The organism is Pseudodesulfovibrio sp. 7M6 (genome assembly GCF_050058625.1).
Taxonomy (GTDB): domain Bacteria; phylum Desulfobacterota; class Desulfovibrionia; order Desulfovibrionales; family Desulfovibrionaceae; genus Pseudodesulfovibrio; species Pseudodesulfovibrio salinus.
Map to the genome: position 1 here is coordinate 1310135 of NZ_CP188816.1, position 23566 is coordinate 1333700.

At 57.8% G+C, this 23566-nt stretch carries 19 protein-coding genes; 10 read left to right on the plus strand and 9 right to left on the minus strand.

Translation table 11 applies throughout. The features are described from left to right. Window positions 1–37: 37 nt before the first annotated feature. A complete protein-coding gene (locus tag ACI0FG_RS06210) occupies window positions 38–955 on the minus strand; it encodes a hypothetical protein (protein ID WP_419787684.1) in 918 nt (305 codons plus the stop codon). 190 nt (window positions 956–1145) lie between these two features. Here ACI0FG_RS06210 and ybgF point away from each other — a divergent pair, with 190 nt between their 5' ends. The 9 genes from ybgF to ACI0FG_RS06255 all read left to right on the plus strand — a co-directional run bounded on the left by ybgF (window position 1146) and on the right by ACI0FG_RS06255 (window position 10262). Then, complete coding sequence (ybgF, locus tag ACI0FG_RS06215) at window positions 1146–2051, plus strand: tol-pal system protein YbgF (RefSeq protein ID WP_419787685.1); 906 nt, start codon at window positions 1146–1148, stop codon at window positions 2049–2051. 53 nt (window positions 2052–2104) lie between these two features. Next, window positions 2105–3424: a DNA-processing protein DprA gene (dprA, locus tag ACI0FG_RS06220; RefSeq protein WP_419787686.1), complete on the plus strand. Its 1320-nt coding sequence runs from the start codon at window positions 2105–2107 to the stop codon at window positions 3422–3424. 15 nt (window positions 3425–3439) lie between these two features. Beyond that, window positions 3440–3712, plus strand: a complete 273-nt coding sequence (locus ACI0FG_RS06225) for a TMEM165/GDT1 family protein (protein ID WP_419787687.1) — start codon at window positions 3440–3442, stop codon at window positions 3710–3712. Window positions 3713–3794: 82 nt separating this feature from the next. Next, window positions 3795–4187, plus strand: coding sequence for a hypothetical protein (locus ACI0FG_RS06230; RefSeq protein ID WP_419787688.1), 393 nt, complete (start codon window positions 3795–3797; stop codon window positions 4185–4187). Window positions 4188–4189: 2 nt separating this feature from the next. After that, window positions 4190–5026, plus strand: a complete 837-nt coding sequence (locus ACI0FG_RS06235) for an HDOD domain-containing protein (protein WP_419787689.1) — start codon at window positions 4190–4192, stop codon at window positions 5024–5026. A gap of 295 nt (window positions 5027–5321) precedes the next feature. Continuing rightward, window positions 5322–7745 (plus strand): methyl-accepting chemotaxis protein, encoded by a 2424-nt coding sequence (locus ACI0FG_RS06240; RefSeq protein ID WP_419787690.1) that lies wholly within the window; start codon window positions 5322–5324, stop codon window positions 7743–7745. Window positions 7746–7850: 105 nt separating this feature from the next. Beyond that, the gene (locus tag ACI0FG_RS06245) at window positions 7851–8813 is read left to right on the plus strand and encodes a GGDEF domain-containing response regulator (RefSeq protein ID WP_419787691.1); all 963 of its coding nucleotides are present in this window, start codon (window positions 7851–7853) and stop codon (window positions 8811–8813) included. Further along, window positions 8788–9732, plus strand: coding sequence for a tyrosine recombinase XerC (gene xerC, locus ACI0FG_RS06250; RefSeq protein ID WP_419787692.1), 945 nt, complete (start codon window positions 8788–8790; stop codon window positions 9730–9732). Before ACI0FG_RS06245 ends, xerC begins: the two co-directional genes overlap by 26 nt. 23 nt (window positions 9733–9755) lie before the next feature. Continuing rightward, window positions 9756–10262: a peptidylprolyl isomerase gene (locus tag ACI0FG_RS06255; protein ID WP_419787693.1), complete on the plus strand. Its 507-nt coding sequence runs from the start codon at window positions 9756–9758 to the stop codon at window positions 10260–10262. An 86-nt stretch (window positions 10263–10348) separates the two neighbouring features. On the opposite strand, the gene ACI0FG_RS06260 is transcribed toward ACI0FG_RS06255, so the two are convergent. The 7 genes from ACI0FG_RS06260 to ACI0FG_RS06290 form a co-directional block, all read right to left on the minus strand. Next, on the minus strand, window positions 10349–11464 hold the full coding sequence (locus tag ACI0FG_RS06260; RefSeq protein ID WP_419787694.1) for an NAD(P)H-dependent flavin oxidoreductase: 1116 nt from the start codon (window positions 11462–11464) through the stop codon (window positions 10349–10351). Window positions 11465–11551: 87 nt separating this feature from the next. Then, window positions 11552–12745, minus strand: coding sequence for an L-2-hydroxyglutarate oxidase (gene lhgO, locus ACI0FG_RS06265; protein ID WP_419787695.1), 1194 nt, complete (start codon window positions 12743–12745; stop codon window positions 11552–11554). A 3-nt stretch (window positions 12746–12748) separates the two neighbouring features. Next, window positions 12749–13192 (minus strand): PPC domain-containing DNA-binding protein, encoded by a 444-nt coding sequence (locus tag ACI0FG_RS06270; protein WP_419787696.1) that lies wholly within the window; start codon window positions 13190–13192, stop codon window positions 12749–12751. A 10-nt stretch (window positions 13193–13202) separates the two neighbouring features. Continuing rightward, on the minus strand, window positions 13203–16100 hold the full coding sequence (locus ACI0FG_RS06275) for a PD-(D/E)XK nuclease family protein (protein WP_419787697.1): 2898 nt from the start codon (window positions 16098–16100) through the stop codon (window positions 13203–13205). After that, complete coding sequence (locus tag ACI0FG_RS06280; protein ID WP_419787698.1) at window positions 16101–19250, minus strand: UvrD-helicase domain-containing protein; 3150 nt, start codon at window positions 19248–19250, stop codon at window positions 16101–16103. A gap of 3 nt (window positions 19251–19253) precedes the next feature. Next, a complete protein-coding gene (locus ACI0FG_RS06285; protein WP_419787699.1) occupies window positions 19254–20138 on the minus strand; it encodes a DMT family transporter in 885 nt (294 codons plus the stop codon). Further along, a complete protein-coding gene (locus ACI0FG_RS06290) occupies window positions 20138–21124 on the minus strand; it encodes an ornithine cyclodeaminase family protein (protein WP_419787700.1) in 987 nt (328 codons plus the stop codon). The genes ACI0FG_RS06285 and ACI0FG_RS06290 overlap by 1 nt, the downstream gene beginning before the upstream one ends. A 117-nt stretch (window positions 21125–21241) precedes the next feature. On the opposite strand from ACI0FG_RS06290, the gene ACI0FG_RS06295 reads away from it, so the two are divergent. Beyond that, entirely contained in the window at window positions 21242–22069 is an 828-nt protein-coding gene (locus ACI0FG_RS06295; RefSeq protein ID WP_419787701.1) for a pseudouridine synthase, read from the plus strand. Between the two features lie 31 nt (window positions 22070–22100). On the opposite strand, the gene ACI0FG_RS06300 is transcribed toward ACI0FG_RS06295, so the two are convergent. After that, a complete protein-coding gene (locus ACI0FG_RS06300; protein WP_419787702.1) occupies window positions 22101–23498 on the minus strand; it encodes an MFS transporter in 1398 nt (465 codons plus the stop codon). Window positions 23499–23566 lie beyond the last annotated feature (68 nt).

Genomic DNA, 23566 nt, shown 5'->3' on the forward strand with positions numbered 1-23566 from the left:
TATCCTTCCGGCCTTTTATTTTTTTGATGTGGTTTGCTTAGATCATGGACATGAAGTTGACGAACAGGGTCATGTTTAGTGTGTGCATGGCCCACAGCAGGGCCAGCGCCAGAAAACAGAGTCCCTTGAGGCGCAGCGGCGTCTTGCTTCTGGCAACCGAAATCCAGAGAACGATGCAGATTACGGCAAGAATGGCGACACCCAACCATACCCAGCACAGAGGGGTTCCCATTGTCATGGTCTTGAAAGCTTCCGGCAGGACGGCGAAAAGCCAGCCCTGGCAAATAAGGAAGCCCAGCATGGGGATAACGGCCCAACGCGCGGCCAGAGGCAGAGAAAAATTATAGTAGTCACGACCGAAGTCGTCCCTATTGCGCCTGAATACAAGGTAGACACAGGCCAGACCGGAAGCAGCGGCAACGGCGAAAAGCGCATACATGGTTGCCAGGGGGAGAGCCATTGGATGGCCGAACAGTGACGCTCCGGCTTCCTCCGGACGGTTCAGCAGCAGTTTGGCAGGCACTGCCAGGGCAAGTGATGTTACGGCGGCTATGGCGGCTACAGCCCCGATGGCCATATGCAGTCCCTTGGCGGAGCGCATGGCCTTCCATGTCAGGAAATGGATCAGTCCGGCGACGAGAAAGACGGCGGTGGCAATTGCAGCCTGCACCAGAATTGTATCGGGGTTGGTGATCCTCTGGATCATCTGTGGAAAACGGTAGTAGATGATGGCGCCCGCTGCGCCCCAGATCAGAATGAGCAGTAAGAGCAGGATGCGGCCCATAGCCCCTGTCTGCTGGCCGAACTTGTCATAGAAAATGCGTTTTTTTGTTTTTGCGGCCAGTTCGCCGAGTACCGCGACGATCGGGCTGCCGAAAGCTCCCAGGCCGAGCAGGCTGAAGAAGGCAGGAGCCAGCAACATGGCTGCCAGCATCAAAGTTTCCTGGTTGTTCATGGCATTCGTTCTCCGAATTGGATTCACGGCGGCCTGAAGGCCTCCGCGTGGGTTATTTGCCTGAAAATCGAGCCGCGCGCAAGGTTTGGGCCGGGTTCGCCAAGATGTGGAGGTTCAGGATTTCTTGCAAAAAATCCCCTTATCGCCTATTCCTCATGAAACGCAGTAAAATGAGATGGGAGTTCATCGAATGCCATACCTGAAACTCTTCCTGTTTGTCGTGCTGGTCGCCGTAATGGCGGGCTGCACGGCGACCCAACAGGACTCCACAGCAAAAGCCAGCCTTGAATGGCGAATCCAGAGCCTGGAGGAGAGTTTTCTTAATTTTCGTGAAGAACAGCGGCGGCAGGCAGACAAGTCGGCGGAAGATTCCGCAGCCGTAGAGAAAAAAATGGATGAGATGCAAGCTGCCATTGATACGCTCAAAAATGGCCAGAATGCAGCTGATACCCCTGATGATATGGCGGCTGCTCCTCAGCAGAGGCAGGGATGGACCAGTGATCTGAAGCCCGATGACGGAGAATGGGTAGAGGGGGGAGCCGCCAAGGCGCAGGAAACGCCGGGTGTTGCCCAAAGTGAAGAGGCAAAACCTTGGGACAAGGTGCCGGGACCGCCAGCTGTGATTCCGGAACCCAAGGTCATTGAACGCAAAAATACGACCGTTGCCGCCACAAGCAAACCCAAAGCCGCCGCCCCCGAAGCGGCCCCTGCCGTGCCTGTCGGGCCTCAGAAAATGTATGAGGCAGCCTATGCCACATATGAAAAGGGTAATTTCGAGGACGCACGTCGGGCCTTTGACCAGTTCCTCCAGAAGTATCCCAAGAGCAGCTTGGTGCCTAATGCCCTGTATTGGAAGGGCGAGACCTATTACTCCCAAAAGAATTTCCCGCAGGCCATACTGGCCTTCAAGGAAGTCACGGGCCGGTTCCCCAAACATGCCAAATCTGCGGCGGCATTGCTGAAGATAGGTATGTCCTATGATCGTGTCGGCGACCCGGACAATGCGATTTTCTATCTTCGGGCTCTTGCCGAAGATTTTCCGAACTCCGCTCCCGCCAAACTTGGCCGCAAGGAGTTGACCCGGCTGGGCGGCTAGCCCGGGCCCCGGTCAGGCTGGGGAGAATCCCGCCATTTATTCCGGTCCACATCATGGATCTTCAAAAAGAACATTTTGCCTGCCTGGCTCTGAAGCATACGCCCTACCTTGGGCACAAGGCGTGCCGCCAGCTGCTGGATCATTTCCCCAGTGCCTATGAAGCGCTTCGTGGTTTCGAATCCTGGCCCGGCCTGGGAATTAAGAGTCGCTATTTCAAGCGGATTCTGAAGGCGTGCCGGACTGAGGAATGGCGCACTGCCGCGGAGGAAGAGTATCATAAGGCCAGGGATGCGGAGATGGAAACCGTATCCTGGTTTGATCCCCGATATCCGCACATGTTGCGCGATCTGACGGACGCCCCACTGATACTTTATGTAAAGGGGGACCTGAGCCTGCTGAACAACCCCGCTGTCGGCGTTGTCGGAGCGCGCGACTGCACCTCGATGGGACTGAACGCAGCCCGAAAGATTAGCGGGCAGCTTGCTCATATCGGGATTACCGTTGTTTCCGGACTGGCGCTGGGAATAGATAGGCAGGCACATCTGGGCGGCCTGAGCGGCCTTGGTTCTTCCGTTGCCGTTCTCGGTTGCGGCTTGGACATGGATTATCCGCAGGGGAACAGGGATGTCCGTGCCGCTTTGGAGCAACACGGGCTGGTGGTGACGGAGTTCGGCCCGGGCGTCGGGCCCCGCGCGGAGCACTTCCCTTTTCGTAATCGGATTATCAGCGGACTCGCGCTTGGGGTACTGGTGGCCGAGGCCTCGCATAACAGCGGGAGTCTCATCACCGCCCGCTTGGCCGGAGAGCAGGGGAGAGACGTCTTTGCCCTGCCCGGGCCTATCGGGAGCCCCACCTTTACCGGATGCCACAGGCTCATAAAACAGGGCGCGTCGCTGGTGGAATCCGCTGCGGATATCGTGGAGATTCTTCGGTTTGACTTTGCCCGCCAACTGGCGGAGGTTCCGGACCCGGAAACGGACGCGGAGGGCGTGGCGGTCGCCGGCATTATTCCCACGGAAGATTTGAGCTCTGCCGGGAGCGGTGCAAACGCTGAAGTCCCGGCAAAGGTCACGTCCGGCGATGTTGCGCAATGTACGGCAGGCAAAAAGAAGGGTATCTCGGAATTCCCCGCTGCAAAGCCTCTGCCCCGGAGGAAGAGGCCTGCTGCCGTGAAGCGCAGGTCGGAGAATTTGAGCCAAGCGGAAAGAGCGGTAATGGATTTGCTCGAAAGTGCCGAAAAAGTTCACATCGATACCCTTGGCAGGGAGTTGGAGTGGGCGGCGCCAAAGGTGAGCAGCACGTTGATATCACTGGAAATGCAGGGGCTGATCAGGCAACTCCCCGGAATGTGGTATCTGGCCAAGGAACTTTGAGGAAAAGGAGAAGGGATGGATTGGAAACTACTTGCCACCACTTTCGGCACGTTGTTCGTTGCCGAACTCGGCGATAAGACGCAGCTCGCCTGCATGCTTTTGACGGCAAAAACCGCGAAGCCGTGGACGGTGTTTTTGGGATCATCCCTGGCCCTGGTTCTTGTCAGTTTTCTCGGAGTGATTTTTGCGCAGTTTATTTGCCAGTATGTCCCAACGGATATTATAAAGAAAGTCGCGGCTGTCGCTTTTGTTGTAATGGGATGTCTTATCTTTTTCGACAAGATATGATCTTGAACCCATTGGGGGACGTGTGTACATTATGCATTTGAGCAGAATAGGCCGATGAAAACGATTTGGGGACACCTGACAAATGCAGAAGATTCCTATTGATCTTGCCAAGCCGGGTATGAAATTGGCCAGAGCCGTTACCAAGGAAAACGGCATGACCATCATGGCCGAGGGGATGGAGCTGACGGAGAGTCTCATCTCGCGCCTGGAAAACATGAAGATTGATAGGATCACGGTTCAGGGCAATCCGGTGGAAATTGGCGGAGCCGGTGCCGGGACGGTGTATGCGGAACGTATCGAGAGGCTGGATTATCTTTTTCGCTGTTATGGCAAGGATAAATGGATGATGCGGGTCAAAGACCGCATGAGTCAGTACTTTCGAGTCAAGGCGGCGGCTCAGGAGGCTCGGCGCAAGGCAATGGAAGCCGGGGAAGCCGAAATGGATGGGTCCGTGGACGAAGGACAGGAAAAGTAGCCATGGAAGAAGACCTGAAGACCAGCGTCAGGGGAGAAATCCTATCGGTCAAGGACCTGCCGACTTTGCCTCATGTGTTGGAAGAAGTGACCAAGCTGGTGGAGGACCCTGATGCGTCCAGTGACGCCATTGCCAAAGTCATCGCTACGGATCAGGTCCTATCGGCCAAGGTTCTCAAAATGGTCAATTCTCCGATATACGGATTTCCCGGCCGCATCAGTTCCATTCAACACGCCTTGGTACTTCTCGGCTTCAATGTCATTCGCGGCATCATCATCTCCACGTCTGTTTTCGACATGATGGAGCAGAATATGAAGGGGTTGTGGGAGCACAGCCTGGGGTGCGCAACGGCGTGCAACATTCTGGCGCGTCGCGCCGGTTTTGAAGATCCAGAGGAATATGCGGTTGCCGGATTGCTGCATGATCTGGGGAAAGTGGTTACGGCCGTACAGTTGCCTGAACTGCATCAAGCCGTTCTGGAAACCGTCAAAATCAAGGATTTGACGTATTTTCAGGCGGAGAAGGATGTCATGGGTTTCGGGCATGACAGAATCAATGCCTGGCTTGCCCGGCATTGGGGCCTGCCGCCCAATATCCGGGAGGCCATGGCGCGGCACCACGCCCCTCACTTGGCCCAGTTCTACAAGCCCATGTCCTGTGTTGTGCACATCGGTAATTTCCTGGTGCGCCTCTTTGAATTCGGCAATTCCGGCGATGATCAGACTTCCTATCTCCGTCCCGAGGCTTTGATGGAATTGAAATTCAAAATGTCTGATTTGGACCGGTGTATGGATGAGATGGCCGATCAATTCCTTGAGGTATCGGATATTACTTTTTAGCAGGTCTCGACTCCCGCAATTATTTGATTCCAAGTCCCTGTCGGGCAATGAAAGTTGCCGTTCTGTGCCGTAACGGTGCCTTTATGCACTCTCTCTAAGGTTGACTGTCAAACCCTCCCGGATTAATACGTTATGCGCCCACACTGCAGCCAGCGGTGGCTCGGATGTGTATAAACCAGTACGTTGATTAGTTCGGGGTGGAACAGTCAATGGAGCGGCGGTGCTCCATTGTATTCCCCTCCGTTCGCATCCGGGGATTAACAGGCATTACATTATTGTTTAGAGAGGGGATTCTATGTTTTCCTATTTCCGTAGGCGGTTGTCACTGAAACTGCTTGTGCCCTTGTGCCTTGTAGTCGTTGCCGGTGTAGGCGGACTTGTCTGGGTGGTTACAAACTCCACCATCAATATGGCTAAGAATGGCGCCATGCAGACAGCTCGTGGGCAGGCGCTTTCCGGAGCCCGCGCGCTGTCCGTATTCATTCAGGATCAAGTCGTCATGGCTGAAGTGCTGGCTCAGCAGCCGTCTATGATGTCCGCGGTCAAGGGCTCTCCCTGGATGGCCCAGGCCGCTTGCGGCAAGATTGTCCAGGCAAATCCCAATCTGTGGGGACTGGCTGTTTTTGACAAAAACGGCAAGGTGGTGGTTGGAGCCAATGCGGATGGTGCGCAGCTGACCGGAATGGATTTCAGTTCCAACGGATACGTCAAGAAAATCCTGGCTGGCGAAGATGACAGGGTCATCGATTCTTCCGTTTATAAACCCTATTATGCCAAGTCCCGTGTTTTTGCCATCAGTGTCCCCCTCAAGAGCACAATGTCCGGTAAAACCGTTGGCGGTATTGTCCTGTTTGCATCCTGGGATGCCTATGTGCATCAGTTCATAGAAAACGCCAGGATTGGCCAGGATGGATACGGGTTTGTCCTGGATGGAACCGGTCGTTTCATTCAGCATCCCGATGCTAAGTTTTTTCGCAAGAACGCTAAGGATCAGGAATTCATCAGTCAGGCTCTCAGCGAGAAGAAGAATGTGATCCAGTACGAGTGGGACGGACAGGAAAAACTGCTTTCTTTTGCCAAGGAGCCTTTGTCCGGCTGGACCATATGCATGAGTGCCTTCGTAGACGACATTGCCTCGGCTGCCAGGCATCAGGCCTTTGTGATGGGAGCGATCGGCGGCGGATTGACCGTGGTTGTGATTGTTCTCGTCCTTCTCCTGCTGCGTATTTTCGTGTTCAAGCCTATTCGTCAGACTATGGAAATGGCGGATGAAACCGCACGCGGGGATCTGGAACGGATTTACAAGAAACGTGATGGTGACGAGATTTCCAGACTTAAGGCTTCGCTCATCAATATCCGCCATACGGTTCGGGCTCTGACCGTTGATTTTGCCGAAGTGGCCGAAAAAATCGAGCAGGGGTACCTTGATGCCAGAGGAAGTGCGGAAGGGTGCGAAGGTGATTTTGCCCGGCTTATCGAGCATACAAACTACATGCTGGACGGCTTGGTCGGACTGCTCAACGAATTGCCGCTGCCGCTGATGGCCATATCTCCAAACCATTCCATTCGCTATATCAACAAGGCCGGTGCCGCAGCAGGCAATGTGACCATCAAGTCGCTGATGGGCACCACCTGCTCCGAGTATTTTCGTACAGGAGATTGCGGAAGCGGAAACTGCGCCTGCGAGCAAGCCATGCAGGGCAAGGAGATGGTCTTCTCCCGTACCAAGGCGCATCCGGGCAGCGTCCAAATGGAAATGGATTATTTCGGAATGCCGCTCCTCGATAGCGATGGCAACGTACTGGGAGCCATGAAGGTTATCATGGACCAGACGCAAATCCGACAGGCGCAGCGTCGCATGGAAGAAACTGCTGAACAGGCAGATCGGGTCGCCGCTTTGTTGGCTACGGCTTCTCAGGAGTTGACCTCCCAGGTGGAGCACACGTCTTCCGGGGCGCAACAGCAAAAAAGCATGACCGGCGAGGCGGCAACCGCCACTGAGCAGATGAGCGCTACCATCGTCGAGATAGCACGCAATGCTTCCGAGGCCGCCCAGAGTACGGACCGTATGCGCGGTAATGCCGGAAAGGGTGGGGAAGTCGTCTCGGCCATGGTCAATTCCATCGAGAAACTTCGCAACCGAGCCCGCAAGGTAGATGAGAATATTCGCCAGTTAGGCGGGGAAGTCGAGTCCATCGGTACTATTATGACCGTAATTACGGATATTGCCGACCAGACCAACCTGCTGGCGCTCAATGCCGCCATTGAGGCCGCTCGCGCCGGGGACGCGGGACGCGGTTTTGCCGTTGTGGCCGATGAGGTGCGCAAGCTGGCAGAGAAGACCATGGCCGCCACCCAGGAAGTTGGAGATGCCATCAAGGGCGTCCAGCAGGGCACGCGTCGTAACCTTGAAGCATTCCAGAGTGCCACCGAGGCCATCGACGAATCCACCCGTCTGGCATCCGAGGCCGGCCACGCCCTGACCGATATTCAGGAAATGGCGCGGGTCGCTGACGACCAGATCCGCAATATCGCCACCGCATCGGAAGAACAGGCGGCAACCACTGGTCAGCTTACCCAGAACGTGGATGAAATCAACGGAGTTTCCGATGGTATCGTCTCGGCAATGGAAGAGTCCACCACCGCTGTTACCGAAGTTGCACGGCTGGCCGATCAGCTGAAGCAGATTATTACCCGGATCAGTGAGGATCGAAACTGATCTGACTGATCTCTTTTGAAAAATGTGTAGATACCCCCTTTCTGGCAGTTGCCCGGAAGGGGGTTCTTCTTTGACCTGTCGGCGGTGTAGTGCTAAATGTGGTCAATGAGCCAAGTCCCCGCGCCTTCGCTGTTTCAGCGCAAGCAGACCGCATTTCTTCTCTCTCCCGATCAGCCCTTTGCCGAGCTGCTGCGGTCGCTGTGGCCGCCGGATGTCATTGAATTCAGGGTCTTTGAGGTTGGGGTAACGGCCATTGAGCATCTGTTTAACGATCCTCCGGATCTGCTGATCGTTGATAGCAGGCTGCGGGACATCTCCGGGCGTGAGGTGGCCAATCTGGTGAAGAGCGAAAACGTGTACCGCCAGCTTCCGGTCATCATGTGCGTCGATCCCATTGATGTGGAGACGCCTTGGAATTGGAACGAGATCGAGGTGGATGATTTTCTGGTGCGCCCGTTCAATCCATCCGAGGTGCGGGACCGGGTCAACCTGACCCTGTGTCGCGCCATGCGCGCCCTGGACGCCAATCCGCTCTCCAAGCTGCCGGGTAATACGAGCATCATCCAGCGTATTCAGCAGCTTCTGGACAGCAAGGCGGAGTTTGCCCTAGCCTACTGCGATCTGGACTATTTCAAGTCCTACAACGACAAATATGGTTTTTCCCGAGGGGATGAGGTGCTGATGATGTCTGCACGGGTCATCGTCAATACCATCCGCAGCTACCAGGGCGTGCTCAGTTTCGTGGGCCATGTCGGAGGCGACGACTTTGTGTTTATCCTGCCGCCGGATGACGTGGAGGAGGCCTGCAAGCGCATCATCAAGGCCTTTGACGAGATAGTTCCGCATTTTTATGACCCGGAAGACCGGGCGCGGGGCAACATTACTTCCGTGGACCGGGAAGGCCATACCAAGGTTTTTCCGCTCATGGCCATCTCTCTCGCCGTGGTTGTCAACACCGATGGCCGTATCAAGCACTATGGTGAGGTTTCGTCCATTGCCATGGGGCTCAAGAAAAAGGCCAAGGAAAACCCAAAGAGCAGTTATGTCATCGACCGTCGGAACACGTGACGAACAGGGCGGCCACGTCCAGGGATTCCTAGGCTACCTTTCTGTGGAAAAAGGGTATTCCAAGGCCACTGTGCGGGCCTACGGTACGGACCTTGAGCAGTTTGAACTGTTTCTGGAGCGTACGAAAGGCACTCTGGAAAAGCCCGGCCGCATCACGCGGGAGCATGTGCGGGGATTTCTGGCCGACTTGCATCGCCAATCCATTTCTAAAACGTCCATGGGGCGAAAACTCTCCAGTCTGCGGGCTTACTTCAAGTACTTGATGCGCCACAAGGTGATCGGCAAGGACCCCATGTTCGGCCTGCATAATCCCAAACAGGAAAAGCGCAATCCGCAGGCGCTGAATGTGGATCAGGCCGTCTCGCTCATGGAGGCGGCCGTGGAGCCGGACCCGGAAGGGTTGCGGGACATTGCTCTGGCAGAAGTCCTCTATGGCTCCGGTCTCCGCATCAGCGAAGCTCTGGGCTTGGATTTGAATGACGTGGACTCGGATGTGATTCGCGTTGTCGGCAAGGGGAGCAAGGAGCGGATAGTCCCTCTGAGCGATATGGCTGTTCAGCGGTTGCGGCGTTACATGGAGCAACGTCATGCGTTGCTCGGGGACGATTATTCGGAGCAGGCCTTGTTTTTGGGTTCCCGAACAGGGACTCGGCTCAACCGACGACAGGCCAATCGCATTGTCGAGCGGCTGGCGAAGCTCGCGGGATTGCCAACGGATGTGCACCCGCACATGCTGCGGCATAGTTTTGCCACCCACCTTCTGGAGGCCGGAGCTGATCTACGCAGCGTGCAGGAGCTCTTGGGCCATGAGCGGCTGACCACGACACAGCGCTATACGCATCTGGACATGCAGCGCCTCATGCAGGTATACGACCGTGCGCACCCGCGGTCCGGCGGAAATTCGGACCCGGAATCCTGATACCTTTTTTATGGAGCCCCAACATGGAAAATCCTTTGGTACTGCTGGAAACTCCGGCAGGAGAAATTTTGATTGAGCTGTATGCGGACAAGGCGCCGGAGACCGTTGCCAACTTTCTGCAGTATGTGGATGACGAGTTTTATGATGGCACCCTGTTTCACCGGGTAATCCGGGACTTCATGATTCAGTGCGGTGGGTTGACCTTTTCCATGGAGGAAAAGGATCACCGTGACGCCATCAAAAACGAGGCAGCAAACGGCCTGAAGAACGTGAAGGGAAGTGTGGCCATGGCCCGTACTGCCGATCCGCACAGCGCCGCCGCCCAATTTTTTATTAATGTCGCCGATAACTCCGATTTGGACCATACCGGCGAGAGCGATGAGGAATACGGCTACTGCGTCTTCGGTGAAGTCGTGGATGGAATGGATGTGGCCCTGAAGATCAGCAAGTCCAAGACCCGCAGCTACCAGGGTTTTGACGATGTTCCCGTTGATCCGGTTTCCATCATCTCGGCCCGTCGTTTCGAGTAGAGCCTTCAAGAATAATAGGCACGTAAAAGCCCCCGGTTCATCAGGAACCGGGGGCTTTTGTTTACGATTGTTGCTACTTTCGGTGGTTATTTGCCGTCGTTTGGTTCGCGGAAACGCTCGAACTCATCTTTGAGAGAGTTCATGAGGTCCTTTACCGTGACGATTTTGTCCACCAGATAGGCGTTGGCACCAGCAAAGGCGAAACCATTCTTGAGCTTGCCTTTGTAGGCGTTTACCAGTGCCTGGGCAATGCAGTAGGGAGATTTCTCTTCCTGGCAGCTTTGCAGGCATTTGTAGATGCATTTCTTCGGTTTTTTCAGTCCCGAGGAAACGGCATCGAGAAAGGCGTTCTTCAGGGCCCGGCCCGGCATTCCGACAGGGCTTTTTATGATGGTTACGTCCTCTTTGGTGGCGTTGACGTAGGCGCGTTTGAACGCTTCGTCCGCATCGCATTCCTCGGTGGCCACGAACCGGGTGCCCATCTGTACGCCGGATGCGCCAAGCTCCAGGAAGCGGGCAATATCCTCGCCGCTGTATACGCCGCCGGCCGCAATGACCGGGATGTCCTTGACGTGCTTTTCGCGATACGGGGTCACGGCCTCGATGACATCGGCTACGATGTGTTCCAGCTGATATTCGGGGTTGTCGATCTGGTCGGGTTTGAAGCCGAGGTGTCCGCCCGCCTTGGGGCCTTCAACCACAAATCCGTCAGGCAGGTAGTCGTATTTGCCCACCCACTTGCGGCACAGAATGGATGCGGCACGGCCGGAGGAGACGATGGGAATCAGCTTGGTGCGCAGTTCCTTCTTGAGTTCCTGCTTCATGTCACGCAGGTAGCTGGGCAGATCCAGAGGCAGCCCGGCACCCGAGATGATCAGATCAACGCCCTCACGGATGGAAGTACGGACCATATCACTATAGTTGGTCAGGGCGCACATGATGTTTACGCCGAGCAGGCCATCGGTCATCTTGGCCCGGGCCTTGTGGATTTCTTCGATCAGGCCGCGGCGGTCCGCGCCTTCAGGGTCCTTGGATCGTTCCGGATCACGCATGCCGATCATGGATGTGGCGATGACGCCGATGCCGCCTTCGTTGGCCACGGCACTTGCCAGGCCTGAAAGGGATATGCCTACGCCCATGCCGCCCTGAATGATGGGTAGTTTGGCGGTAAGGTCTCCAAAGGAAAGGGTGGGAAGTTTCATTTTGCAATACCTCATGCAATAAAGAATAGAAGTCAAATGCGCTTGTTTGAGGATCAAGTCAAGGTAAACGGCAGTTTTAATCTGTTGCTAAGACAAGATGACGTACTTTTCCACCACCATTTCGGCAAAGGCCAGGGAGCTGGTGAACGCCGGAGAGACGGAGTTGAGTACGTGCACAGTGTTGCCTTCTTTCCGGACCACGAAGTCCATCACCAGTTCGTTGGTGTCAATGTCCACCAGCTGGGGGCGGATGCCCGCCTTGTCGCTGGGGATGAAGTCGTTCATGGTGATGTGGCGGACCAGCTTCTCGGCATCCCTGTAGAAATATTTGAAAAGATATTTCTTGGGCTCCTCCAGCGCCACCGTGCGGAATTTTCGGTTCTTGAAGAAAAGGTTGGCATCTCGCAGCAGGATGGCAGCGCATTCGGAATCAATGCCCTTGAGGATGCCGTAATTTTCGCGGCCGAAAGCCGGGATCGCCGTGGGACCTACATAGACGTCGCCCTGCACCGACCTTGTGAAATGGACACCCAGGAACGGGTTTTTGATGTTCGGGACCGGATAGATCGACCCCTTGATCTTGTCTGCCGCCGGTTTCTTGAGCTTGTGATAGATGCCCTTGAATGGAAGGAGACGATAGTTGTTGGCGATTCCGAAGGCCTGGGCCACACGGTCGCTGTAGGCTCCGGCCGCGTTGATGAACAGTGAGTAGCCGATCTCTCCCTGGCTGGTTACGACCTTGTTTTTGCCCGCAGAGAGAAAGCGGGTATCGAAAAAGAAACGGACCTTGCCGGAGGTCTCCAGTTCCTCGCGCATGGCGGTCATGATGGTTTTGGGATCGACCACGGATGTGAGCGGTGAGTGCAGTGCCCGCTCCACGCTTTTGGCGTTGGGTTCAATCTCGGCCAATTGCTGGAGGTCGAGCATATTGACCACTGCGCCGTTGGCCTCCGCCCGCCGTTTGAGTTCGTCCAGCGTGGCGAGTTCGGATTCGTCCCGGGCCACGATGATCTTGCCGGACTTGAAGAGCGGCAGCCCTCGTTCCAGGCAATAGGCCTGCATCCGCTTGTTGCCCTTCAGGCACATCTTGGCCTTCATCGTGCCGGGATCATAATAAATCCCGGCGTGCAACACGCCGCTGTTGCGGCCCGAGGCATGGCGGCCCGGCCTGTCTTCCTTGTCGAATATGATGATGTCGCGAACGCCTCTGTCCAGCAGTTCGCGGGCAATGGTCAGGCCGACGATTCCGGCTCCGCAGATGACGATTTCCGCCGTGTACATGGATTACTCCTTGGCCAGCAGGGCGAGTCCGTTTGTCGGATCAACCTTGCGGATCATGCCCGAATCCAGAATTTCCATGATGACCACTTCACCAACCAGCCAGACATCCAGTCCGGGGCGGATGCAGCCGGTGTGCGTCTTGCCGTCACGGCCCAACGCCGCATGCATGTGCAGGCTTGGCGACCCGGCTTCGTCGGTGAAGAGGGTGCCCAGGGCAACAACTTCATGTGCATCGCTTATGGGAAAAAGAATGGGGTCGATGATCGGGGAAGAGCCATCCTTGGGCCCCGCAACAATGTTGCCCTTGTCTATGCCGCCCAGGAGAGAGCAGAACGCGGACTTGATCTTTTTTTCTCTGGCAAACTCTTCGATGGCGCCGGGCACCCGGTCGCCGTCTTCCAGACGCAGGGTGAATATGCGTCCAATTTTACCTTCGCTGTATTGCATTATGTGTCCTTTAGCTTCCGCAAGGAATTTTGAAATCGCAGTATTGGCAGTGGCGGCCTGGATTCGGCTCGAAGCGGGGGGATGCCAGCAGGCGTCCGGCCAGGAATTCGATCAAGTCGGGAATCTGACTCGAAAGCGCTGTTTTTCTTTCGTCGTCGTCCATTCCGTCTCCGAAAAGATACTTTGTCTCTCCATCCTTGGCAAGGAGCACCAGGGCGGCATCGCTTGGCGTGTCCTGTCCGCAGCTGGCATAGAGATGCAGGTAGGCGGGCAATTGGACCGATCCGAGTTCCTTGCGCAGATCACGCAGGAGCAAGCGTTCGCCGTCTTCATCCTGCTCCTCATGCATCCGGCACCACAGATCCTCGTTCTGCCACAGTCCTTTTCGCGGCAAGGTGGCGCCGCCGGTCTTGTAGTCCAGAATGAAGATGCCCTCGCGGCGTTGTTCTATGCGGTCCAGTTTGCCGGAGAATGGAATGGATATTCCTTCCACATCAAGGCTGGTGGAGAGTTCCCGTTCCAGGCCGAGAAGTGTTGCCGATTCCTGGGACGCTACGTACTGTCTGAGGCGGCGGCGTCCGGTTTCGGCCAGTGCCATCCGTGTGTCGAGCGGCAGTGAGCCGAATTCCTCATCTTCATCCAGCCGCTGCCGGAACAGGTCGAGAAGCGGCAACGGGTCCATGTCCGGTCCCACGCGCAGGCCGACGCGTTCCTCGAAGAAGTCGTGCAGAGTTTCGTGCACCAGGGAGCCGAACGCGCTCCGGTCGCCTTCCTCTTCCACTCGGGCCAGGGGACGGATGCCGGAGAGGTAGCTGTAGAAAAACTGTTTGGGGCATTTCAGGTAGCTGTCCAGCGTGGACGGCGAGAGCCCCCGTTCCGTCAGACGCCGCCGCAGGCTTTCCCGAAGGGATGCGGTTATCTCAATGGCAGGGGCATCGGCATGCAGCGCTCCCGAGGCGAATGTCACGGTACGGATGAGCGGATCGCCCGGTTCGATAATGCGCTTTTCCTTCTTTTCCCGCTCCCACAGCAGTTGTTCCACAAACCGGCTGCGTACCGACTTGGCGTCCAGCAGGCCGGGTTGCGTGCCGCTCTGGTAATAGATGACCGCTTCGTCCGCCCCCATGAGCAGGCGGTAGAAGTTGTAGGCGGCCACGTTGTCCCGCTGGCGGGAGTCGGGCAGGCCGAGCAGATTACGCAGGGGATCGGGCAGGAGCGGATCATATGGATCGGTACCGGGCAGCCGTTCCTCCACGCCGTCCAGAATGCGCACCCGCCGGAACCGGAGCAAGCGGGTTTCCAGCACACCCAGAACCTGAAGTCCAGCCAGCGGGTCCGGCTCGAAGGAAACACGCTCTCCAGCCAGAATACGGCGGAGTCCGGCAAAGAGCGTGGACCGGCCGTAGGGTTCCTTACTGGTCTGTGCGCCGCGCAGTTGAGGAATGACCGAGGTGGTCAGGCGGAACAGGCATTCCGCGTCCATCAGATAGGTGTGCCACAAGCGTTCGCCGTGCTTGTGGAGCATTGTTGCCAAACCATTCAGGGCCTGCCCAAGGGCATCAAAGCTGTCCACCTTGCGGAATCCGGTCAGGCAGCGTTCCAGGACCTCCCGGCGTAATGGTTCCGCCTGATCGGGATCGACCTCGGCCAATTCGCGGCTGCCGTATGGCGGCTCCCATGCCAGCGGATCAAGGTAACGCTCTCCACGGCGGATGACTTCCTCCCAGTGGTGGAAGATGCGGCGGAGCGGTTTGTCCTCAGGCCCCAGCAGACGCAGGTAGGGATGCCGGATCAGGGCTATGACGTCCTTCCAGTGGTAACGGCCGTCTTCCAGCCGATTCTCCTGGAGGGAAAGTAGCGTCTCCACCAGACGGGCCAGCGAGGTGCGGGCCAGCGGATAGCCCATGGAAATATTCGGGTCGCCTTCCGGCAGGTGATGCAACACGGGCAGGAGCGCGCCTTCGTCCGGAAGAACCACGGCCGTGTCGCTCAAGGACGGCAGTGCTCCCAGGTCTTCGGCCAGAGCGGCCAACTGTGAGTGCCGGTCGAATCCTTCCACGAAACGGATATCCGGTTCGGCGGCGCGGTCGATGGGCTCTGTTGTTTCAGGCTGGGCCAAAACGGGTCGGGTATGCCACCGGTTCATCCACGCCACATGTTCGGCGCAGGCATGGTGGGCGGCATTGCCTTCGGCCAAGGCTGGGTCGGAGTGAATGATGGGGTGGAGCAGGCGATCTTCCCAGAGTTTGTGGAAGAAGAGGTCTTCCGCTCCGCTCAGGGCATAGAAGCCGGCGGCAACCAATGGAGTGCCAGCAAGATGGGCGGCCACCTCTCCGATATTGCCGGTGACGAATCGCCAGTCCAACCCCGGTGTGGTCCAGCCGCGTTCAAAGAGCCGTGTGACATAGGCGTGGTGGATGGCGCTCAATTGTTCCAGCAGCCCGGAGGCGTATTCCGAAACCTCGCCTTCCATATACGTCAGGTCCGTCGGCTCCACGCCTTGGCGCAACAGGTCGTCCAGCAGCCGTGCAAGGCGGAGTCCCCAAGGCAGGAATGCCTCCCGATCCAGTTCCGGCAGCCGGGCCAGCAGGCCGCGGCCTGATCGGCGCAGGTCGGTGACGATGCCGTGCAGCATTTCCACCAGATCCAGGTGATTGGCCGGTGTGACCGGTGCCGGGGCCAGCTCGCGACGCAGGCCGGAGATGAATTCCGCGATGGAGGTCATGCGCGGCAGAAAGCAGGGCCGGGGCAGTCCCGGATGTTTCTTGAAGAAAGCCTTGAGGTAACGGCGCGGACGGTTGTGCGGAAAGAGCACTGTCAGGTCCGAAAAGTCCGGCCGGGTAACCAGATATTCCCCCAGACCATCCAGAAAGTCTTGGCGCCAGGGGATGAGCAGGATGGGTTCCATCTACATTTCCTCCACGGGCACGATCTCTCGTCTGTCCAGGTAGATCAGGTAGCCTTCGCGCTTTGCGGAGCAGCCCGGCAGCTCGGATAGAATGCGCAGGTAGTCCCGCACCTGTTCCACGTTTTTGGGTGTCGGCTGGCCTGTCTTGAAGTCTGCCACAACGGTTGTCCTGCCTCGGTGGAGCAGGTCGAACCTTTTGAATTCGCCTTTCCGGTCCATGACTTCGGGTTCGCGCTCGCCGTCGGCCAGCCATTCCCGCAGACCTGGTTGGGCCAAACTCCAGGCGGCCATGGATCGCAGGTCCTCTTCCAGTTGGTCTTGCTCTTCTTCCGAGAGTGCACCGAGGGCCGGAAAATCACAGAGAGCGAGTCGGACGGCCCGATCCACGTCCACGGCGTCGTTGCCGGAGACGCGCAGGTGCTCCATAGTCCGGTGCGCCACCTCGCCACGCATCCGCTCATTGTAGAAATATTCGTCTAGATTGTGGCGATATACACGCAGTCTGGGCAGCCAGGACATGAGTTCCATGGGCTCATCGACAGCAGGAAGATCACATGGCTCAGGTGCTGGCGCTATTTCGGACGTCTCGCCATGGGCCGGAATGGTGCCTTGCTCGAACCGGCCGTCCTCGAATTCCAGAAAGCAGTCCATGGCGGTCAATGCGGGACGGTCCGCCGAGGGAGGAGTGCAGAATCCGTAGAGTTCCTCCCGCGCCCGAGTCCAGGCCACATAGAGCAGGTTGAGCTGCTCCCGCACGGCACGGCCGAGGCTGGCGAAATAGGGCGCGCCAAGGGGCTTGCGCATTCTGGTCAGAAGGCGGAGGCCGTTGATGCGGCGCACGGCGTAGTCCTTGTCGGGCTGCACCTTCCAGTTGTGAAAGGGGACGATGACCACCGGGAATTCCAGGCCCTTGGACTTGTGGATGGTCATGATGCGCACCGCGTCTATGTTCTCGGGCAGGGGCACTTTTTCCTCGCCGGACTGGTTTTCCCAGTATTCCAGGAAGGCCGAGAGTGAGCCGTAGCCGTTTTCCTCTGCCAGATGGATGACTTCCAGAAAGCGGCGGACATAGAGTTCGGCATCGGGATGGCGGTCGAGCACCCGGCAGGCGGTCAGAGCATCCTGGGCCAGATCGTAAGGTGTCATCAGGCCTGACTGATTGTAGAATGGCTCGATGAGGCGTTGCCATGCTTCGGGAAAATCATCACGGAAGCAGACACCCAGAGGACGTTTTCGCGGCTGGGCCAGCCAGTCGTGAACGGTCCCGGCTGAGAGGCCGGATTCCGCAAGAAACACTTCCTGTCCGGTGATGAAGGTCACAAAGGCGAGATCGTCGCGCGGGAAATCGAGAAAGGCCAGGAAAGCGGCCAGTTGGCGGACGATGGGATGGCGGTCCAGTTGCAGGCTGTTTTCCGTGATTACCGGAATGTTCTTTTCCACCAACAGGTCACAGACCAGTTCCGCGTGGGCCTTGCTGCGCACCAGCACGGCGATGTCCCGGAAGGGGCGGCGGGCCGCAAGTTCGTCCATGAGTGCGGAGAGGGCCTCCAGGGTCTGGCCTTCCACAGCATCCATGTTGCCGCCTTCCAGCCGTGTCATTCGCACGTAGCCTTCAGTATCCTCGTGTTTTTCCGGCAGTGATTGGGCGCAGTCGTTAAAGTTGCGGTTCAACTCTTGTGCAAAGTCCTCCCGGAATCCGTCGGGAGCACCCTGGAACAGGGCCTGGGCCATTTCCTCCGCGCCATCCGGATCTTCCAGGCACTTGAAGAAGTCGTTGTTGAACCGCACCACATTGCGGAAGCTGCGCCAGTTGTCCGGCAGAGAATCCGCCGCCTGGGCCGCGGCCAGCTCGGCCAGACCCGGCTGGTCCATCACTTCGTCGAAAAGGTCCTGGTCCCCGCCGCGCCAGCCGTAGATGGCCTGTTTGACGTCGCCCACGTAGAACAGCGAACCGCCCTTGGCCAGACATTCTCCGGACAGGGGCGTGATGGCCCGCCACTGGGCACGGCTGGTATCCTGAAATTCATCCACCAGCAGATGGTGGAGGCGGCAGCCCAATCGGCAATATGCCTCGGATACGGCTTCGTCCGACGAGAGCAGCCTGTCCACGAATCCGGCGAGGTCCGCGCCCAGCACGGTCCCCTGGCGCCGTTGCAGATCCCGGATGCCGGAGAGCAGCTCCATGGCTATATTGACGGTGGGGGCCAGACTGTAGGCCCCCATGAGCAGGGCGTGGTTTTGCACATAGGCGGCATAGGCATCCTGAAACGAGGCGTAGGCCGCATCCATTGTCGGCGTGACGTCCTTTTTCCCGGCCACCTTGATGCAGGCCGCAAGCTCGTCCTTGTGGATGTAAGCCGAGTCCTTTGGGGAATGAAACAGGTCGGCAGCCGCGCAGTTGCTCAGGAATGTATCAAAACCCTTCACCACCGGGAGATCGGCGTCAGTCAGCAATTGCTGCAAGCGTGTCGCGCCGCGCTGCATGTCGGCGAGGTTGACGGTCATCAAATCGCGCAGGGTGTCCTGGTTGGTTTCCAGTTTGCCTTGTTCGTCCCGTAGAAACCTGACCAGATCAAGCAGGCGTTCGCGTACAGTTGACTGGAGCCAGAAGCCGCCTCGTCCTTCTGCCGTTATCAGAGTATCCACGGCTGCGGCCAGAAGGTCGTGTTCCGATTCACCCAGTTCGGCCTGCCCGATGAATTGATCATATACCGCGTCGAATGTCGCGGACTCGTCGAAGACCATCTGGAAATCCGGGCGGATGCCGAACTCCAGGGCAAAGAGGCGCAGAAGCAGGGCGAGCAGCGAATCGATGGTCCGGATGTTCAGGCGATTGTAACTGCGCAGGATGGAACCCAACACCCTCCTTGCTGTCGCGGATTTGCAGGGCGGCTCCTCGCCGGGGGCGCAGAGGCCCAGGGCGCTCCGTTTCAGGGCCGCGACCACGCGTTCCTTCATTTCGCTGGCGGCCTTGTTGGTGAAGGTCACGGCCATGAGTTCGTGCCAGCTGTAGCCGTTGGTAGGTCCGGTGGAGCAGGCCGCCGGTATGGCGTGCGGGTCCGCTCCATCCAGCAGGGTAAGAAAACGGCGGGTCAGTTGATAGGTCTTGCCGGATCCTGCGGAAGCCTTGACCTGTCTGAGCTCGGACATGCGTTACCCTCGTTCCCTTTGTGCCCGCGTTGTCCTGGTGCCGGAAAGCACGACCAGGAATACGGCGGCGATGACCAGACAACTGCCCAGGTAGCCGAACATGGAGAATGTTTCGCCGAACAGAAAATAGGCGAGCACGGCGGCAACCACCGGCTCGAAGGTGGCGATGACCGAGGCTTGCGTGGCATCCAGGAGCTTGAGGCCCGCATAGTAGGCGTTGAATGCGCCATAGGCGGTGACGGTGGCCATGCCGAAGAGCAGTGCCCAAGTCTGGGCGGACTTGGGATGGAAGTCCACGAATGGGAAGAGAAGGAGGGCGCCGAAGGGCAGTGCGTAGACGAAAATGGTCGGCGTGGCGTACTTGTGCAGGTATTTTTTCCCGAAGATGTAATAGAGGGCATAGGTGAAGCCGGAGACCAGTCCGGCGGCAAGGCCGAAGGTGTTCAGCTCGAAGGAGGAACCGGCCATGAGCTTCGGGCCGAGGCTGATGCTGGCCACTCCTGCAATGGTCATGGCGACGCAGGCGGTCTTGATCGGCGTCATGGTTTCCTTGAGTACCAGCCAGGAGAGCAGGGCTACCCATGCCGGGGCGGTATAGAGCAGTACGGCGGCCATGGCCATGCCCACATCGCGAATGGCCAACTGGTAGGAACCGTAAAACAGGGTGACGCAGATGAAACCGAAACCGAGCAGGGCGGGGAGGTCCACACGGAAAACCCGAAGCTGTTTTTTGTATCCGGCATGAATAAGGAACAATATCCAGGCCAGGGTGGCGCGCCAGAAAGCGATTTCGAGCGAGGTAATGCCAGCGGCCAGAATGTGTTTCGTAAAGACACCGATGACGCCCCACATGCAGGCGGCGGCCAGAACCCAGAGATATCCTGCCACTAGAGTTCCACCTTGGTTCCGGCCCCTTTCGCAAGGGCCTGTTGGTATATTAGGTCGGCGGTCATTACATCGTGGCTGGCAATGCCCATCAGCACTGCGCCGCGTCTTCCCGTGCGGATGCCGGGCGTTGTTCCCGCACAGACGTCGCCTAAGTCCGCGTCAATATCATTCGGACCGGGATATCCACCTTGAAAATAAATGCCAGCCTCCTGCGTCCGCACATACTGGTTGCGGTTGTCACAGGTAAAATGGGCGTTTTGAAATACATCGGCTTCAAAAGCCGCATCATAATCAACGGCTATGCTCAGGGCGTCTTTCCTAAGCCAATCGACTTTGATGAACCGTTTCGGATTTTCCGACATGGGTGTGCAGGAGACCACCACGTCAGCATCCCGCACGGCATCCTGTGCCTCCGCGCAAAAACGGAAATCGATTTCCGGTAGTTTCGGGCCCATCTCTTCCATAAAGGTGCGGGCTGATTTTTCCCGGATATTGAAACAGCGGACGGACGCCAATTGGGGAAATACCTCACGCAGGGCCAGCAGGTTCAGGCGTGCCTGCGTGCCGGTGCCTATCATGGAGATCGTTTTCGTTGCCGGGTTTCCGAAGTGGCGCGCGTAGACGCCGGAGGCAGCTCCTGTGCGCCAGGCCGTTACCCATCCTGCGTCCATAACTGCCTGCGGAAGGCCTGTTTCCGGGTCCAGGAGGAGCATGAGGCCCGCTATGTAGGGTAGCCCTTTTGCCGGATTGGCGGGATAGGCGGAAACGCATTTGATCCCGGCGCGGTCCGTTTTGCCGCCGAGATAGCAGGGCATGGCGTGGATGAAGGCGTTTTCTCGCGGATGAATTCCGATTTTTGGAGGGAGTTCTCCTTCGCCACGCCCCAAGGTGGTGAATCCTTCTTCCACACAGTCCATAATTTTTTTCATGGAAAGGTGCAAAGCGTCGATTTCCCTGGCTGGGAGCCAGAGCACTTCCGTAGTCATATCCGTTCCTTGCGCCTGTAATATTGAGAGAGGTCATTTGTAGGCCCATTTGCGCGGTGCGTCAATGTACCGGGAAGTTCTTGCGACCTTAAAAAGCGGAAGGTATGTTGTCTTGCCATGAATGAACAAGAAAAGTGGATTGTTCCCGAAGAACAGGGGGGCCAGCGTCTGGACAAGGCCTTGGAAGCGGTGCTATCCGGTTCCGGCCTGCGGCTTAGGCGGCGGCTGTGTGATGATGGGCGTGTTCTTGTTGACGGGCGTGCCATGAAGCCGGGGTACAAGGTTTCCGCCGGTCAGTGTGTGATTTTATTAGGGGGAGAGAAGGCAGTGCTGCCTGAGGATTTGGGATTGATGGTTGTGGAACGGCATGGGGGATTTCTGGCCGTTTACAAGCCCGGTGAGGTCCACTCCGCAGTAATTGCGGGGCGTGATGTCCCGAGTGTTGAAGCCTTGTTGCCCTCCATGCTGCCGGGTGAAGCTCCGGTCCTGCTCAATCGATTGGATTTCCTGACTTCCGGTTTGCTCCTGGTGGCCCTGACCGAAGACGCGGTCCGAGTCTGGCGGGACGCCGAGGAGAGTGGGAACATTCGCAAATTTTACGTGGCCGAGGTCGAGGGGCGTTTTGACGGGGTGACCACCGTCAGAAATAAGCTGGACACGGCGGACCGAAAGATCACCCGGATTCTCGACGAAACGGATGGTGACCCCCGTCGCTGGACGGACGTACAGGTCCTGTCTCATGACTGGGGACGGAATACCTCCATGGTGACCTGCCTGATCGTCAAGGGCGCACGGCATCAGATTCGCGCCCATCTGGCCTCGATCGGGCATCCCATTATCGGCGACTCGATCTATGGTGCGGGCCGGGAAGGTGATGCCTTGCACCTTCATCATCGAAGGGTGGAGTTGCCCGGATTTACCGCCGAGGTCTCGGCTCCGTTCTGATTCTGTTTTTGCCTGATCGGGGAGGCTTTTCTTATTGATTGGCAGCGGCCGCAGGCGGGATTCCCGTCCGGCCGCTTTTTCTATTGTTTCGGAAGGCCAGCAGTGCGGCGACAAGACAGATGGCCGAGAGCATGGCGTAGAGTGGAAGAAAGGCGGCCGCTGCGTGGGATGTGGCATGGCCCCGGCCCGTGCCCATGGTCAGCGCCAGGGCGCTGACGGCAATGCCGAAGGTCAGGGCGACATTGTTCACCGTGTGGAATATGCTGGTTGCCAGTCCCTGCCTCCGGTCTCCCCCAGCCAGAAGCATCTTGGCCGATGGTGCGAGAAAGTTGCCGAAGAATATCCCCATGACCGGCAGATAGACATAGATGAACCTCGTTGCGTCCATATGCAGTGCCAGGGCGAACAGGGCGGTGATGAAGGCGTTGCCAGCCGCGCCGAACTGGAGCACGGCGGAAGGCCTGAGCCTGTCCGCCAGTCTTCCCGCGTAGGTGGAACCCAACGCCACGCCAATGGGAAATAGCGTCAGCGTCAGGCCCGCGTTTTGGTGCGACAAGCCGAGGACCCTGTCCAGATAGAACGGCAGTGAAAAGCCGTGCCCGGCTATGGCCAGATACATTATCCCCTGGACGATCAGTCCTCTTCGATACAGGGGATCATGGAAGAAATTTCGGTCGATGAGTGGGTGCTCTGAACGCTTTTGCCAGGCAAGGAATCCAAGCAGCAATGCTCCGCCGCCCAGGAGCAGGGCCAGGGAGCCTTTGACTTCAGCCAGGGAACGCAGCCGTTCCACCCCGAGGATGAACAGGAGCAGGCTGGCCGAGGCCAGCAGGCAGCCGGGCCAGTCAAAGGGCGGAGCCTTTTCCTGCTCGGGCGCATCCGGCGGAAGCCGACGCCACACCAGCCAAAGGGCGATGAGGCCGGCGGGCAGGTTGATGATGAAGATGGACCGCCAGGACAACCACTGAATCAGAACGCCACCCAGGGGCGCGCCGATGAGAATGCCCACGGACCCGGCCGAACTGAGCGCCCCCATTGCCTTGCCGACTCTCTCCAGGGGAAGGCGTTGGGGAATGAGGGAATAGGCGGATATGAGCATCATGGCGGAACCGGCCCCCTGCAACCAGCGGGCTCCGATCAACAGAGTGAGGCTAGTGGACATACCGCACAGGAGCGAAGAAAGTGTGAATATCCCGTAACCGGCCATGAGGATTCGCCGGAAGCCGAATCGGTCGCCCATTGCGCCGAGTGGAATCATGAGCAAGGCCATGGCCAGCATGTAATAGAGCATCAGCCCGGCTGTGGCTCCGGCGCTGGTGGAAAAGTGGTCGGCAATGGCGGGCAGGGCGATCCCGACGATATTGCTGTCGAGCCTCCCCATGAAGGTGGCAAAACCGGTGCAGAGAATTATCAGGGGAATGACACGCATAAGGGCCTCGTCGATCCATGGTTGCGGGTATTTCCCCCGTGCCTACCATATCGGGCCTGTCGTGTCCC